The following is a 14,145-nucleotide window of genomic DNA, read 5'->3' as shown; positions in this document are numbered from 1 at the left end:
CGCTGGCCCAGGCCCGGCTGCACTGGCTGCAATGGGGCGCGCCGGGCGTGGCCCAGCGGACATTGCCGATGCCGACACCCGAGGCACCGCGCCGCAGCGATGCGGTCGACATCAGCAGCCTGATGAAGGCCATGCAGGCCATCAATGCCGAGGCCGAGCTGCCGCGCCTGCTGCGACGCCTGCTGCGGGTGGTCGGCGAGAACGCCGGTGCGCAGCGCGCCGCCATCGTGCTGGCCAGCGGACACGATCGGGCCGGCGCCGCAGCCGCGCTGCGCTGGACGCTCAGGGCCGATGTCGGCCTCGGCGACACCGAGAGCGAGATGGCACCGCTGGCGCTCGAACAGGCCGGCGAGCGGCTGCCGCTGAGCCTGCTGCGCCGCGTGCTGGCCGGCGGCAAGACCTTGCTGATCGACGATGCGCGCAGCGCCACTGACGCACAGCGCGAGCCCTATTTCTCGGCGCGCGAGGCCCGCTCGGTGCTGTCCACGCCGCTGCTCAAGCAGGGCCGGACGGTCGGCGCGCTTTACCTGGAGAACGCCTCGGCGGCCGGCGTCTTCACCGCCGGCCGGGTCGAGTTTCTGGAGCTGCTGTGCGCCAATGTCGTCAATGCGGTTGACAACGCCCGCCTGGTGGCCGAACTGCAGGAGCTGACGGCCGGGCTGGAGCGGCGCGTCGAGCAGCGCACGCAGGAGCTGCGCGACAGCGAACAGCGTCTGCGCACCATCCTGGACAACGCGCCGGTGCCGATGACCTTGACGCGGCGCAGCGATGCGCTGCTGATCTATGCCAATGAGGCGGCGGCCCGCCTGGCCGACCGGCCGCTGGGCGAGATCGTCGGCCGGCCGGCCGAGTCCTTCTACCGCGACCCGCAGGAGCGCACGCGGCTGCAGGCCAAGTTCCTGCGCGAGGGCCGGCTGGTCGATGAGGAGGTCAGCCTGCTGGGCTCGGGCGGCAGCGTGCTGTGGGTGATGGTGTCCATGGTGCCGGTCAGCTACAACGGCGAGCTCGCCGATCTGGCCACCATCGTCGACATCACCGAGCGCAAGCAGCTGGAACTGGAGCTGCAGCGCCTGGCCACCACCGACGCGCTGACCGGCGTCGCGAACCGGCGCAGCTTCATCGAGCAAGCCGAGCGCGAGCTGGAGCGCGCACGCCGCCACAGCCTGCCGCTGGCGCTGGTGATGATGGACATCGACCACTTCAAGCGCATCAACGACAGCCTGGGCCATGCCGGCGGCGATGCCGCGATCCGTCAGGTGGTGCAGGCCTGCGCGCAGCTGGTACGCCGGCTCGATGTGATCGGCCGGCTCGGCGGCGAGGAGTTCGCGCTGCTGCTGCCGCAGACCGAGCTGGCGGCGGCCCAGCCGCTGGTCGAGCGGCTGCGCGCCCAGATCGCCGCGCTGATGCCCGACCAGGCGGGCGGCGCGCTGACCGCCAGCTTCGGCATCACCGCGCTGCGCGCTGGCGACTGCCGGGTCGACGAGCTGCTGCTGCGCGCCGACGAAGCGCTGTACGCCGCCAAGCACCAGGGCCGCAACTGCGTGGTCAGCCGCTGATCTCGGCCGGCTGGCGGGCGCAGGCGCTTTGCATCGTGCCGCTGACCAGGGCATAGACGGCCAGCCAGGCGGCGCGGGTCTCGGCGTTGAAGGCCGGACCCAGGCCCTGGGCCAGGGTCTTGATCAGCGCGGCGCCGACCGTCTCGTAGTGGGCGGCCTGCACGCCATAGCCGCCATGGCGCGTGCCCAGCTGGCGCAGCACCGGCAGCAGGCGCTCGGGCTGGTCCAGCAGGGCCACGGCCGCGCCTATCATCTGCATCAGCTTGTGGCCCTGGGCCTGCATATCGCCGTGAAACAGGCGGCGCAGCCCGGGATCCGCGTCAAACAAATGACCGTAGAACAGCGCGGCGGCCTGGCCGGAAATCGGCTCGACCAGCGCGAAGCTGCGGCGCACCAGCGTGATCTGGGTAGAACTGAGGGACATGGAGGGCTCCTGTGATTGCACAGCCCCGAGCTTGCGCGGCGGCCGTATCAGCACGGTTGCGAGGCCCCCGCCGCTTTGTTGCCTTTGTTGCGGCTTTCACTAGATGAAATCGGGGCCGATTCGCGCTATCCTCAGACTGTTGTTACAGACACGTCACAGGTTTCACATGCACGCGCTCAAGCCCGTCCGCTCAGAAGCGAGCACTGACATGGACAGCGCCCCCGATGCGGAAGTCCAGGCCGCCGAACACGCCCTTGCCGAGGGCCAGGCGCAGCGCTGCCGCAGCCTGGTCGAGCCGCTGCTGGCGAAAAATGCGCTGGACTGGCGCGCCCGCGCGCTGCTGGCGCAGGCGCTGGAGACCTTGAGCGAGCAGCACACGGCGGCCGGCGAGCATGCGCAGGCCTTGGCGCTGTACCAGCAATTTCACAAGGTCGTGGTCGAGGGCCTGCAGCTGCGCCTGACGCGCAGCGACAGCCAGCCCGATGCCAGCCAGCAGGACGCGCTGACTGGACTGGCCCGCCGCGAGGCGCTGGAGCTGCGCCTGCCGCCGATGATGCAGCAGGCCCTGGCCGGCAATCGCGGCCTGTGTCTGGTGCGCATGGAACTCGATCCGCTGCAGCCTTCGCGCGTCGCGCTGACGCCGGGTCTGGGCGATGCGGTGCTGCGTGAGGTGGGCGCGATCGTGCGCGCCCACTGCCGCGCCAAGGATCTGGCGCTGCGCTACAGCGGCGAGTCGCTGGTGCTGGTGCTCAGCGAGGTCGAGCTGTCGACCGCGCGCACGGTCTGCGAGCGCATCCGCCGTGCGGTCCAGGCCCATGGCTGGGCGCCGCTGCACGAGGAGCTGCGCGTCGGCGTCAGCCTGGGCATGACGGCGCTGCGCAGCGGGGACAGCATCAGCCAGCTGATGGCCCGCGCCGAGGCGGGCCTGATCAGCGCCCGGCGCGACGGACGCAATTGCGTGCGCACCGGGGTGCTGAGCTGAGCGCTGCTCAGCCCTTGCGGCGACGCGCCACCCAGCCGACTGCGGCCAGACCGGCCAACATCAGCGCATAGCTCTCCGGCTCCGGCACGGCCACGGTGATGTTGAACACGTCACCGACCTGGCGGCCGCTGAGGTCCAGGGTCCAGTCACCAGCGCCGGCCTGCAGCAGCGGATTGCCGATGTAGAACTCGGTCGTGACACCGGGACCGCCGAACTGGGCCCACAGCGCGCCGCTGTTGCTGCCCCAGCTCTGCACCGACTGGAAGCCGTCGGTCGTGACCGTGCCCTGCGGCAGCGCGAAGCTAGCGCCGTCGAGCTTGACGCTGACGCCCTCGAAGCCCAGACCCGACAGATTGCGCACCAGCGCGTTGAAGCTCAAGAGCGGGCTGGCCAGGTCCTGGGCCTCGACCGCGAAGCTCAGCGTGACGCTGCCGCGGCTGGCGAAGTCCAGGTCGAAGAACAGCTCGCTGGCGGTCGCGAAGCTGGCGTCGACGGCGGCTGCGCCTTGGGCGCCGGTGTACTGGGCGGCTTGGGCCTGGGCGGCCAGGGCCAGCAGGGCGGCGGCGATGAGGGTGGTTTTCATATGCGATTCCTTGGATGTGTTGGCTTGCAGCGGGCTCACAGCGAACCGTTGCCCCAGGGGCCGGTGATCGCCAGCGTGATGCCGGGGGTCTGGATGTTGACGAAGAGGTAGCGGCCGGTCGGGTCGAAGCAGGCGCCGCAGAACTCGGAGCCGCGGCGGTCGCCGGCCAGCGAGCTGCGCTTGCCGGCAGCGCTGAGTTGGGCGGCCGTCACGTTGACGTTGTTCTTGCAGAAGATGAAGGTGTCGCCCTCGGCGGTCAGGCCCATCAGGCGGGCGCCGAAGCCGAAGCTGTCGGTGACGCCGCCGCCGTCCTCGCAGATCACGATGCCGCCGCGCGGGCTCACCGTCAGGTTGTCGCCGGCGTCGCCGACCACTTCGGAGGCGCTGGCGTAGATGCAGGTGATCAGCTGGCTGGCCAGGTCCAGCTCCCAGATCGCGCCACGGCCGACATTGCCGCCCGAGGTGTCCATCACATACATCTTGCCGGCGTAGTACCAGATGCCTTCGCCGCGGTTCATGCGCAGCGCGCCCTGGGCCCAGCCCTGCACGAAGGGACCGGCGCAGCTGCTGATCGTCGTGCCGTTGACGGCAGTGGCGGTGCCGCGGTTCTGGTCGGGATTGGCGATGTCCACCCACTCCAGCTCATAGCTCTGGTCCAGCTGGGCCGGTGCGATATTGACGTTGTTCAGGCCCTTGACCTTGGCCATCTGCAGCTTGCCGCCCTGGGCCAGGCTGCCGAGCTTGCCGGGGTGGACATCGGGGATGTAGCGGTAGAAGCCCGATTTGCCCGAGCTGTCCTCGGTCAGATAGGCATAGCCATTGCTCGGGTCGATCGCGACGGCCTCATGGGCAAAGCGGCCCATGCCGATGATGGGTTCGGCGCTGGTCTGGGCCGGATCGGCCGCGCACTCGAACACATAGCCGTGCTTGCGGCCGGCGCTGCTGATGCTGTCGGAGCCGACTTCCTCGCAGGTCAGCCAGGTACCCCAGGGCGTGATGCCGCCGGCGCAGTTGGTGCGGGTGCCGCCGAGGTTGGCGTCGATGCGCACAAAGGCGCCGTCGCGGAACACCAGATTGGTGGTGCCGCCGTTGGAGAAACCGGTGCCGGTGTCATAGACGGCCGGCGCGCCGAAGAAGCTGGCATCGCTTCCGGTGCTGACCTCGTGGTTGCGCACCAGCACCAGCTCGGTGCTGCGACCGACCTTGCGGCTTTGCACCACGCCCATGCCGTCGTGGGCGGCCGGGCAGGCCTTGCCATTGCTCATCGCATCGCCGGTCCAGCCATAGCTCTTGTAGCTGAAGCCGGGCGGCAGCTGCAGCAGCGGCAGGCCGGTCGTCAGGTCGTTGACCGGTGCGATCGGACCGTAGGCGCTGTCCACCAGCACCGTGTTGCCGGCGGCGGCGGCCTCACGGGCATGCAGGGCACCCAGGGTGGCGATGAAAGGCAGGGCGGCCGAGGCCGCGGCGCTTTTCAGCAGGCCACGGCGCGACGGGGAAAACTTGGACGCTAGGGTCAGGTCTTGCTGGCTCATCAGAAATCTCCAGAGATGGCGTTGGCTGTCGGACTTGCTGCCCGGAGGGGGCAGGCAGCGGACGCGATTCTCTGGAGCGCTGATGTCAGCAGTGCGGACGCAACAGGGCCGATCGGACTAGGCCGATACCCCGCTCTTGCGCTGAAGGGTCAGAAGGGGTTGAGCGACTTCTCGCGCCGGTAATGCAGATAGCCGACGCTGGCGCCGCTGCGCAGGCCCACGCCCAGGCGGATGGGCGCCAAGGTGATGCCCTTGTTGCGCTGGTAATTGATGCCGGCGCCGCCGATGTAGTAGAGGCTGCCCTCGACACCGGGGAAGCGCTGGTAGATGGCCGCCGCATTGGGCAGCTTGTAGACCAGGGTGAAGACCTTGGAGGCGTTGGCGCCGGCGTCCAGCCCGATCGACGGGCCGGCCCAGAAGACCCGCGCCGTGGCGCCGCTCTTCATCTGCAGCTGGCCATCGCCATAGCGCAGGCCCACGGTCAGCGCGGCCGAGGCCTCCTCGCCCTTGATATAGGCGTTCGGCCGGCCCTGCTCCTTGAAGGCCTTCTCGATCACCTTGGCCAGGCCCTCGGTGGTGCTGCCGAAGAACTCGGTGGCGGCCTTCAGGATCGAGTCCTCGTCATAGGTCTTGGCCTCGTCCTCGGCGGCCAGCAGGGTGGCCGGGCTTAGCGCCAGGCCGGCCAGGCCCAGCCGAGCCAGAGCGATACGTCGGTCGAGATCGAGAGGGACGGGCATGGTCGGTTCTCCTTGAAGATGGGCGTCGCTGGCGCAGTGTTCCACACTCGGGCGCGCGGTGTCGAACCCCGCCAGAGTGACGGCAGCGTGAACAAAGCCTCACTCCGGCGCTGCGGCTGGCGCCTAAACTGGCGGCCTTGGCATATCGACCCACAAATCCAGCGCCCGGGAGGCTCCGCATGTCCGATCAACCCCAAGCCCGAGTCCGGCCCTCATGAGCGGCAGCGATCTGCCCAAGCTGGCCCGGGCCCTGGAATATGTGGACCTGGCCGCCGCCCTCTATCTGGCCGGCGGCAGCGACCACGCGGCCCGGCTGCTGGCGGCGGCGGCCGAACAGCTGCTCGGCGATCTATGTCGTCTGCTCAACGAACAGGAACAGAACGAGGAGCTGCAGGCCCTGCTGCGCCGCGTCGCCGAGCGCTATGCCGCACCGCGCTTCGATGCGCGCGGCCATGCCCAGGCGCGCGGCAACCAGCAGGCGCTGGCGCGCGCCGGCGAGATGGGCGGGCTGGCCGCCGATGAAGCGCGTCAGGAGACCGCCGCGCTGCTGCGCGCCGCCTGGTATCTGCTCGAATCGATGGGGTTGGAAGCGGTGGCGCCGCAGCGCCTGGAACAGGCCATCGACCGCAGCACGATTCACGGTCAGGACGACATCTGATCTGCTAGCATCAATTGCACCCTTCGTCAGCTTCGGGAGCCCATCATCACCACCGAACGCCGCCACTTCGCCCGCGTCGCCTTCGATACCGATGCGCAGCTGACCACCACCACCGAGCGCCTGGACATCAAGGTGCAGGATCTGTCGCTGAAGGGCGCGCTGCTGCGCCTGCCGCGCGCCGGCGCGGTCGCGGTGGGCGATCCCTGCCTGCTGAACATCAGCCTGGCGCAGATGGAGGTGGGCATCGCGATGGCCGGCGAGGTGGCCCATGTCGAGGGTGAGCATGTCGGATTGCTGTGCCGCAGCATCGACATCGAGAGCATCACCCATCTGCGCCGCCTGCTGGAGATCAATCTGGGCGACGCCGCGCTGCTGGAGCGCGAGCTCAAGGCCCTGATCTCGAGCTGAGCGCTTCAAACTAGGGGCAGGTCTTGCCCCATAGTCCGTTCGGACTAACGCTTCTACGCTGCGCCGCGTCGAGGTGTCATATCGCGCCGCGACGATAGGACAACTTCAGAGGAGCAAAAGACCATGCAAGCCAAACTGACCCTGGCCGCGCTCGCGGCCACCCTGCTGCTGGGCGCCGTGCCGGCCCAGGCCTGGAACACGCTGAACGGCCAGGCCCCCATCATCATCGCCCACCGCGGCGCCTCCGGCTATCTGCCCGAGCACACGCTGGAGGCCTATGCCAAGGCCATCGAGCTGGGCGCCAACTACATCGAGCCCGATCTGGTGATGACCAAGGACGGCATCCTGGTGGCGCGCCACGAGCCCACCATCGGCGCGACCACCAATGTCGCCAGCATCGCCGGCTTTGCCGGGCGCAAGACCACCAAGACGGTGGACGGCGTCGCGACCACCGACTGGTTCGTCGAAGACTTCACGCTGGCCGAACTCAAGACCCTGCGCGCCGTGCAGCCGCGTGCCAACCGGCCGCAGGAGTTCAACGGCCAGTTCCAGATTCCGACGCTGGACGAGGTGATCGCGCTGGCCAAGGCCAAGAGCCTGGAGACCGGCCGCACCATCGGCATCTATCCGGAGCTCAAGCACTCGACCTATATGCAGGGCGTGTCGCAAGGCCTGGGTCTGGACAAGCGCTATTTCGAGGACAAGCTGGTCAGCACCCTGCACGCCGCCTACGGCAACAATGCCGCGGCGCCGGTCTTCATCCAGAGCTTCGAGGTCGGCAATCTGCAGTATCTGAACACCCGCACCGACATCAAGCTGGTACAGCTGGTCGACGCCGACGACGTCAAGCCCGATGGTTCGATGTCCCTGGTCGCGCCCTATGACCAGCCCTTCGACGTCAAGGCCGCCGGTGGTCTGCTGAGCTTCGCCGATCTGGTCAGCAATGTCGGCCTGTCCTTTGTCGCCACCTATGCCGATGGCATCGGCCCCTGGAAACCCTATCTGCTGAAGACCGTGGCCGACGGCGTGGACCGCAACGGCGACGGCGTCGTCAACGGCCTGGACCGCCTGGTGGTCGGCAGCACCGGCGTGATCGAGCAAGCCCACAAGAACGGCCTGTTCGTCCACACCTGGACCATGCGCGACGACGCCGGCATCCTCGGCTTCGAGTCCGGCCAGGCCGAGATCGAGGCCTATCTGCGCCTGGGCGTCGACGGCGTGTTCACCGACTTCACCGACACCGGCGTGGCCGCGCTGGCCGCCGTGCCGGAGCCGCAGACCTATGCCTTGATGACGGCCGGCCTGGCCCTGCTGTGGACGGCCAAGCGCCGTCGCGATCAGCAGAAGAAGTAAAGCTCAGGCCTCGATGAAGCGCCGCAGGATGGCATAGGCCTCCTGCGGCTTGTCGCGCCAGGTGCCGTGACCGGCGCCCGGCACGCTGACGAAGCTGGTCTGCGCTTCCGGCAGCGCCGCGGCGATCTCGCGCGCATCCTCGAGCGGGCAGACCGGATCCTCGTCGCCGGCCAGCACCAGCACCGGGCATTGCGCGCCCGCCAGGCCGGGCCGCAGATCCAGCCCCTTCTTCTCGCCGGCGACGAAGTGCAAGAGGATGTCGATATTGGCCAGCACCCGTTCGCCAGCCTGGGGGTCCAGCGGTTCGCGGGTGTTGTAGAGCTTGCGGCAGGCGGCCCAGTAGGCTTCCCAGCTGGCGGGGTCGGGTCGGGTCCAGAAGGCCTCGGCACAGGCCCGCGCCTGCGGCCCGCCCAGACGCTCGAACATCGCCAGCTTGCGATCCATCCCCATGTGATGGGAGGTGCTGGACAGGATGACCTTGGCCGCATGGCCCGGATGGCGCGCGATATAGCGCTGCGCGACGAAGCCGCCAAAGCTTTGGCCCAGCACGATGGGCTTGACGATGCCCAGCGCGTCCGAGAGCCTCACGATATCGTCGGCCCAGGTATCCAGCGTCCATTCCTCGCGCGGCCGCGCATCGCTGCGCCCATGGCCGCGATGGTCGTAGTAGACGATCTGCGCCAGGTCGGCCAGGGCCGAGAAGCCGGGCTTGAAGGCGCTGTGATCAAAGCCCGGGCCGCCGTGCATGCAGATCAGCGTCGGTTTCTCCCGCATCGCCGGCCCGTCGGGCACCAGGCCCGGACCCTCCACATCCACGAACAAACGCACGCCGCCGCCGATATCAATCCTCATTCCCGACTCCTGGTTGAAGGCCCGCAGTATGCAGGGCAAACCGCAGTGGGTCCCATACCGGCCGCCGCCTAGACTGGGGCCGTTGTGTTCCGACGGAGATGCTGCGATGCGCCTGCTCTGCCATATGCTTCTGCTGCTTTGCCTGGCCGGCGCGACAGCGGCCCAGCCCCCCAGCACGGAGCTGCTGTTCGCGGTCGAGATACGCACCGGTGCGGCCTGGGACGCGGCCAAGCCGCCCGGCGAGCAGGCCAATTTCCGCGCCCACTCCCAGCACCTGGCCCGGTTGCGCAGCGAGGGCCGGCTGGCCATGGGCGCCCGCTATGGCGACAAGGGCCTGCTGGTGCTGAAGGCGGCCTCGGCGCAGGAGGCCCGGGCCCTGATGGACGCCGACCCTTCGATGCAAAGCCGCACCTTCAGCTACGAGCTGCATGAGATGCGGGTCTTCCAGCCAGGCTGGGTCGGCCCGGCGCCGGCGCCCTCCTGAGCCCCTGCTGGGCGATTCCATCCCCGCCGGCCCGATTTCGTCGCATCGTCTGGCGCAGCCCCCGAGCCGGCGCGAGAATCCGCCCATGCCCACCCCGCCCACCCAAGCCACGCTGACCGCCCGGCAGGCCTTTGTGCAGATCTTCAATCTGCGCGTGATTGCCCTGGTGTTCTATTTCTGCTTGCTGATCGCGCTCTCGCGGGCCCTGTCCTGGTACACCAGCAGCGACATGCTGGCCGAGTGGCTTCATTCGCTGGTGCGCTTCACGCGCCAGAACCTGATCACCGGCCTGATGCTGCTGCTGGCGATCGCGCTGGTCGAGGCCTGGCTGGCGCGGCCGCGCCGCCTGCCCATGCTGTGGCGCGGCCTCGCGGTGGCCGGCGCCGCGTTCAGCAGCGCCCTGGTGCGGCATTGGGTGGCCAATCTGGGCGATGCCAGCGCGCAGTTCAAATGGAGCTGGGCCATCTCGACCACCTTGCTGTGGATACTGCTGGGCGGCGTCGCCTATGCCCTGCTGGTGGCGGCGCGCGGCGAGCGCCAGACCCGGCAGCAGCTGCTCGCCACCGCCCGCCAGCACGAGACCCTGCATGCCCAGCAGCTCGAGGCCCAGCTCTCGGCGCTGAATGCGCAGATCGAGCCGCACTTCCTGTTCAACACCCTGGCCAATGTCAAGCGCCTGTACGAGACCGCGCCGGACCGCGGCCGCGACATGCTGGTCAGCCTGATCGCCTATCTGCGCGCCGCCCTGCCCAGCATGCGGCAAAGCGAGTCGACCTTGGGCCAGGAGCTGGAGTTGGTGCGCAGCTATCTGACGATTCTGCAGATGCGCATGGGCGAGCGCCTGAGCTTCGAGATCGAGGCCGAGCCCGGGCTGCTGGCCGCCAGCCTGCCGCCTATGGTGTTGCCGACCCTGGTCGAGAACGCGATCAAGCACGGCTTGTCGCCGCTGCCCGAGGGCGGTCACATCCTGATCAGCGCCCATGCCCAGGCCGGCGAGCTGGCCGTCGAGGTGCGCGACGACGGTCAGGGCTTTGCCGCCAGCGGTGGCTCCGGCGTCGGCCTGGCCAATACCCGCGCGCGGCTGGCCGCCCTGTTCGGCGGCCGTGCCGCGCTGGAGCTGGAGGCGCTGGTGCCGCGTGGCGTCGTCGCGCGGGTGCGGCTGCCGGTCCGGCTGCTGCCGGGGCTGCCTGCCGGAGCGGCCGCATGAGCGCGGTGCTGACGGCCGCGCCCTCCCCGCCCTCGGGGCTGGCCCATGTGCTGGCCTCCTGGCGCTCGATGACCTTGGCCGAGCTGGGCTGGTTCAGCCTGATGGGCCTGCTTTATGGCCTGATCGACCTGAGCAGCCTGGCCTATATCGACGACCATCCGCAATGGTGGCTGGCGCTGACGCGGCAGCTGTTCTCGCCGGCCATCGTGACCCTGCTGCTGATGCTGTTCTGGCTGCCTGCCGCACGCAGCGATCCGGATCATCCGCAGCGCGCCTGGCGCCTGGGCCTGGCCACCCTGGTCGGCTCGATGCTGGCCCTGCTGGTGTTGTGGGGCCTGGTGCGGGTGCTGGACTGGCCCTCGGTCAACGAGCTGATGCGGCAGCGCAAGGGCGAGACCAAGCAAATGCCTGTGCTCTGGAGCCGCTTTGTCGGCGACGGGCTCTCGGCCTTCATTCCCTGCGGCCTGACCGTCGCCCTGTTCGAGATGCAGTCACGCCGCCAGCGCGCCCAGACCCGGCTGCAGCGCCTGCTGCATGAGCAGAGCGTGATGGCACGCCAGGCCATGGCGGCACGGCTGGCCGCGATGCAGGCCCAGGTCGAACCGCAGTTCCTGTTCGAGACCCTGGTCGATATCGAACAGGCCTATGACCGCGCCGACCCGGAGGCGGCGGCTCAGATGGAGCGGCTGATCCGCCATCTGCGCGTGGCGCTGCCGCGGCTGCGCGAGGCCGGCGGCAGCCTGGAATCGGAGGCCGAGCTGCTGGACAGCTATCTGGCCGTGGTGGCCGGTCGCAGCAAGGCGGCAGTGAGCTTCAACGCCCAGTGGCCCGAGTCCCTGAACGGCTGCGCGCTGCCACCGATGCTGCTGCTGCCGCTGCTGCAGCGCGCGCTGCGCCTGGCCGATGGCCTGCCCGGCCGTTGCACCCTGGCCGCCGAGGCCCTGCCTCGCGGCGGCTTGCGCCTGTTGCTGGCCTTTGACAAGCCCGGTCTGTGCGGCGACGACGAGGAATTGCGCGCGCTGGCCGAGCGCGTGCGCGCGCTCAGCGGCGGCCCGGCCCGGCTGATCTGCCGCAGCAGCGAAGACGCCACCCTGTTCACGCTGGAGTTGAACCCATGAGGTCTTTGAGCGCACCGACGGCCGTGGTGGCCGAGGATGAGGAAACACTGCGCCACGAGCTGATCGAACGCCTGGGCCAGCTCTGGCCCGAGCTGGCCATCGTTGGCGAGGCGGCCGATGGCGTCGAGGCGCTGCGGCTGCTGGACCGGCACAAGCCGGATGTGCTCTTCCTCGACATCCAGATGCCCGGTGCCACCGGCCTGGACGTGGCCCGCCAGGTGGCCGGGCGCAGCCATGTGGTCTTCGTCACCGCCTACGACCAGTACGCGGTGGCGGCCTTCGATCAGGGCGCGGTCGACTATGTGCTCAAGCCGCTGGTCGCCGCCAGGCTGTTCACCGCGATCGGCCGGGTCAAGCAGCGCCTGGCCGGCCCGCCGGCCGATCTCGGCGGCGTGCTGAACCAGTTGGCGGCCAGACCCGAGCCCGCGCAGCGCACGCCGCTGCGCTGGATCAATGCCTCGGTCGGCCAGACCCTGAAGCTGATCACGGTCGACGAGGTGCTGTACTTCCAGTCCGACAGCAAATACACCCGGGTCGCGACGCGCGACAGCGAAGCGCTGATCCGCAAGCCGCTGAAGGAGCTGGTCGACGAACTCGACCCGCAGCAGTTCTGGCAGATTCACCGCTCCACCCTGGTCAACGCCGCCGCCGTGGCCGGCGTCACCCGCGACTTCCGTGGCCGCCTGCAGGTCAAGCTAAAGGAAAGCGCCGACACCTTGCTGGTGGCGGAGAGCTACGCTCATTTGTTCAAGCAGATGTAGATCGCATCATGCGGGCTGACCCGCATGGACGGCGCTCCCGACTCCCGCGATATTGCGCGCCACAGCCGACATTCAGATCGCTGGCAAATAGGCAGGGAGACATCATGTTTGGACAAACCTGGGCGCATGCGCGTGCGCTGCTATGGGCTGCACCACTTGGCGCCGTGCTGCTGGGCTGTGGCGGCGGTGGGGACGGTGGCGGCGGTGGGAGCGATACGGTCGTGGTCACGCCCGTCCCTGTCAGCAATACGGCCTCCTATCAGCAGTTTGTCAACACGCGGGCCAGCACCATCACATCCCTGTCAGAGGACCGGGACTTCGCGGACCTACAGCCGATCGGTGCAGCGATCGGCCAGCGACGCATTGTTCAGTTGGGCGAGAGCAGCCATGGCTCGGGCTCGATGAACAAGGTCAAGACGCGGCTCATCAAGTACCTGCATCAGCAGCAAGGCTTCAACGTCATCGCATTCGAGAGCTCGACCTTCGGCTGCAACCTCAGTCTTGAGGCGCAGTCCGCCTTGACGCCATCCGCCTTGATGGCCAGCTGCGTCTTCGGGGTTTGGCACACGCGCGAGGTCGAAGCGCTGTTCAGCTACATCAAGCAGACCCAGCTCAGCGACCGGCCCCTGCGACTCAGCGGCTTCGATGTGCAGGTCAGCAGCGCCAATGAGACGGCGGCCACGCTGCGGGTGTTTTTCGAAAGCCATCTTGACGCGCTGCAGGCCCAGCCGCGCGACGCAGTGATTGCCGCAGCGGTGGAGGCCAACCGAAGCCAAGGGGACGGCCGACTCTGCTTCACCGGCGCCGACGCTGCTTGCCAGCGTATTCGAGACGCCTATGCGAGCCGGGTCAGTGCCCTCGACACCGCCATCAGCATCGCACAGGCACAGTCCGGCAAACCCGGTGCGCTGGCCGGCTTGGTACTGCTGTCACTGCGACATGCGCTGGACATGAACTTCGCCGACGCCAACAAGACCAGCCGAATGTTCGAGACCCGGGACCTGGGCATGGCCCGCGTGCTCACGGGCCTGGCCGAGCGGCTCTTTCCCGAAGACAAGATCATGGTCTGGGCCCACAACGCCCATATCGCCGAGGACTACCCGCAAGAATCCCTGCGCAACGCCAATGAGGCGGTGATGGGCATGCATCTGCATCAGCGCTGGGGCGATCAGCTCTACACCATTGGCCTGTACATGGTCGGTGGGCAACAGGCGGACAACAACCGCGCGGTCACCGCCGTGACGCCGCATAAGCCCGACTCGCTGGAATCCCTGTTCGCTCCCCTGCCCCATGTCGCCAGCTTCCTGCCGCTGCCCAAGCAGGATCTGGCCGAGCCCGGAGACGACTGGCTGCATGGTCTGAGCATCCACAAGTTCTGGGGTCGCTACGAGTATCGCGCCCGGCTGGCCCAGGCCTATGACGCCTTGCTGGTGATCAGGGAGTCGCAGGCGCCGGTCTACATCGGCGGCAACTGACGGCTCGCTCGGGTG

Annotated in this window: 15 protein-coding genes; 10 read left to right on the top strand and 5 right to left on the bottom strand. The window is 68.6% G+C overall.

The features are described from left to right. A partial coding sequence (locus tag PO768_RS05120) for a GGDEF domain-containing protein (RefSeq protein ID WP_272645180.1) occupies positions 1–1,556 on the top strand: 1,556 nt, incomplete at its 5' end. Here the strand turns inward: PO768_RS05120 and PO768_RS05115 are convergent. Beyond that, a complete protein-coding gene (locus tag PO768_RS05115) occupies positions 1,546–1,980 on the bottom strand; it encodes a globin family protein (RefSeq protein ID WP_262971385.1) in 435 nt (144 codons plus the stop codon). The genes PO768_RS05120 and PO768_RS05115 overlap by 11 nt on opposite strands. A gap of 208 nt (positions 1,981–2,188) precedes the next feature. Here PO768_RS05115 and PO768_RS05110 point away from each other — a divergent pair, with 208 nt between their 5' ends. Beyond that, on the top strand, positions 2,189–2,962 hold the full coding sequence (locus PO768_RS05110; protein ID WP_272645179.1) for a GGDEF domain-containing protein: 774 nt from the start codon (positions 2,189–2,191) through the stop codon (positions 2,960–2,962). Between the two features lie 7 nt (positions 2,963–2,969). On the opposite strand, the gene PO768_RS05105 is transcribed toward PO768_RS05110, so the two are convergent. The 3 genes from PO768_RS05105 to PO768_RS05095 all read right to left on the bottom strand — a co-directional run bounded on the left by PO768_RS05105 (position 2,970) and on the right by PO768_RS05095 (position 5,814). Continuing rightward, positions 2,970–3,545, bottom strand: coding sequence for a PEP-CTERM sorting domain-containing protein (locus tag PO768_RS05105; protein WP_272645178.1), 576 nt, complete (start codon positions 3,543–3,545; stop codon positions 2,970–2,972). 35 nt (positions 3,546–3,580) lie between these two features. Further along, positions 3,581–5,077, bottom strand: a complete 1,497-nt coding sequence (locus PO768_RS05100; RefSeq protein ID WP_272645177.1) for a PhoX family protein — start codon at positions 5,075–5,077, stop codon at positions 3,581–3,583. Between the two features lie 149 nt (positions 5,078–5,226). After that, positions 5,227–5,814: a DUF1134 domain-containing protein gene (locus tag PO768_RS05095; RefSeq protein ID WP_272645176.1), complete on the bottom strand. Its 588-nt coding sequence runs from the start codon at positions 5,812–5,814 to the stop codon at positions 5,227–5,229. A gap of 214 nt (positions 5,815–6,028) precedes the next feature. Between PO768_RS05095 and PO768_RS05090 the strand changes: the two genes are divergently transcribed. From PO768_RS05090 to PO768_RS05080, 3 genes are all read left to right on the top strand, one after another. Then, entirely contained in the window at positions 6,029–6,472 is a 444-nt protein-coding gene (locus PO768_RS05090) for a hypothetical protein (protein ID WP_137941389.1), read from the top strand. Positions 6,473–6,481: 9 nt separating this feature from the next. Further along, positions 6,482–6,880 carry a PilZ domain-containing protein gene (locus tag PO768_RS05085; protein WP_336297745.1) on the top strand — a complete coding sequence of 133 codons (399 nt, stop codon included), beginning with the start codon at positions 6,482–6,484 and terminating at the stop codon, positions 6,878–6,880. Between the two features lie 123 nt (positions 6,881–7,003). After that, the gene (locus tag PO768_RS05080; protein ID WP_137941638.1) at positions 7,004–8,233 is read left to right on the top strand and encodes a glycerophosphodiester phosphodiesterase; all 1,230 of its coding nucleotides are present in this window, start codon (positions 7,004–7,006) and stop codon (positions 8,231–8,233) included. A 3-nt stretch (positions 8,234–8,236) separates the two neighbouring features. On the opposite strand, the gene PO768_RS05075 is transcribed toward PO768_RS05080, so the two are convergent. Further along, a complete protein-coding gene (locus PO768_RS05075) occupies positions 8,237–9,085 on the bottom strand; it encodes an alpha/beta fold hydrolase (protein WP_272645175.1) in 849 nt (282 codons plus the stop codon). 124 nt (positions 9,086–9,209) lie between these two features. Here PO768_RS05075 and PO768_RS05070 point away from each other — a divergent pair, with 124 nt between their 5' ends. The 5 genes from PO768_RS05070 (at position 9,210) to PO768_RS05050 (ending at position 14,130) form a co-directional block, all read left to right on the top strand. Continuing rightward, a complete protein-coding gene (locus PO768_RS05070) occupies positions 9,210–9,569 on the top strand; it encodes a YciI family protein (protein ID WP_272645174.1) in 360 nt (119 codons plus the stop codon). A gap of 85 nt (positions 9,570–9,654) precedes the next feature. After that, a complete protein-coding gene (locus PO768_RS05065) occupies positions 9,655–10,776 on the top strand; it encodes a sensor histidine kinase (protein WP_137941385.1) in 1,122 nt (373 codons plus the stop codon). Continuing rightward, on the top strand, positions 10,773–11,894 hold the full coding sequence (locus PO768_RS05060) for a histidine kinase (protein WP_272645173.1): 1,122 nt from the start codon (positions 10,773–10,775) through the stop codon (positions 11,892–11,894). The genes PO768_RS05065 and PO768_RS05060 overlap by 4 nt, the downstream gene beginning before the upstream one ends. Next, positions 11,891–12,655 carry a LytR/AlgR family response regulator transcription factor gene (locus tag PO768_RS05055; RefSeq protein ID WP_137941383.1) on the top strand — a complete coding sequence of 255 codons (765 nt, stop codon included), beginning with the start codon at positions 11,891–11,893 and terminating at the stop codon, positions 12,653–12,655. The genes PO768_RS05060 and PO768_RS05055 overlap by 4 nt, the downstream gene beginning before the upstream one ends. A gap of 104 nt (positions 12,656–12,759) precedes the next feature. Further along, positions 12,760–14,130, top strand: coding sequence for an erythromycin esterase family protein (locus tag PO768_RS05050; RefSeq protein ID WP_272645172.1), 1,371 nt, complete (start codon positions 12,760–12,762; stop codon positions 14,128–14,130). Positions 14,131–14,145: the final 15 nt, after the last annotated feature.

The sequence above is a fragment of the Paucibacter sp. XJ19-41 genome, from assembly GCF_028462495.1.
Taxonomy (GTDB): domain Bacteria; phylum Pseudomonadota; class Gammaproteobacteria; order Burkholderiales; family Burkholderiaceae_C; genus Roseateles_E.
The sequence above is the reverse complement of the archived record's forward strand: the minus strand, read 5'-3'. Positions and strand labels throughout refer to the sequence as shown.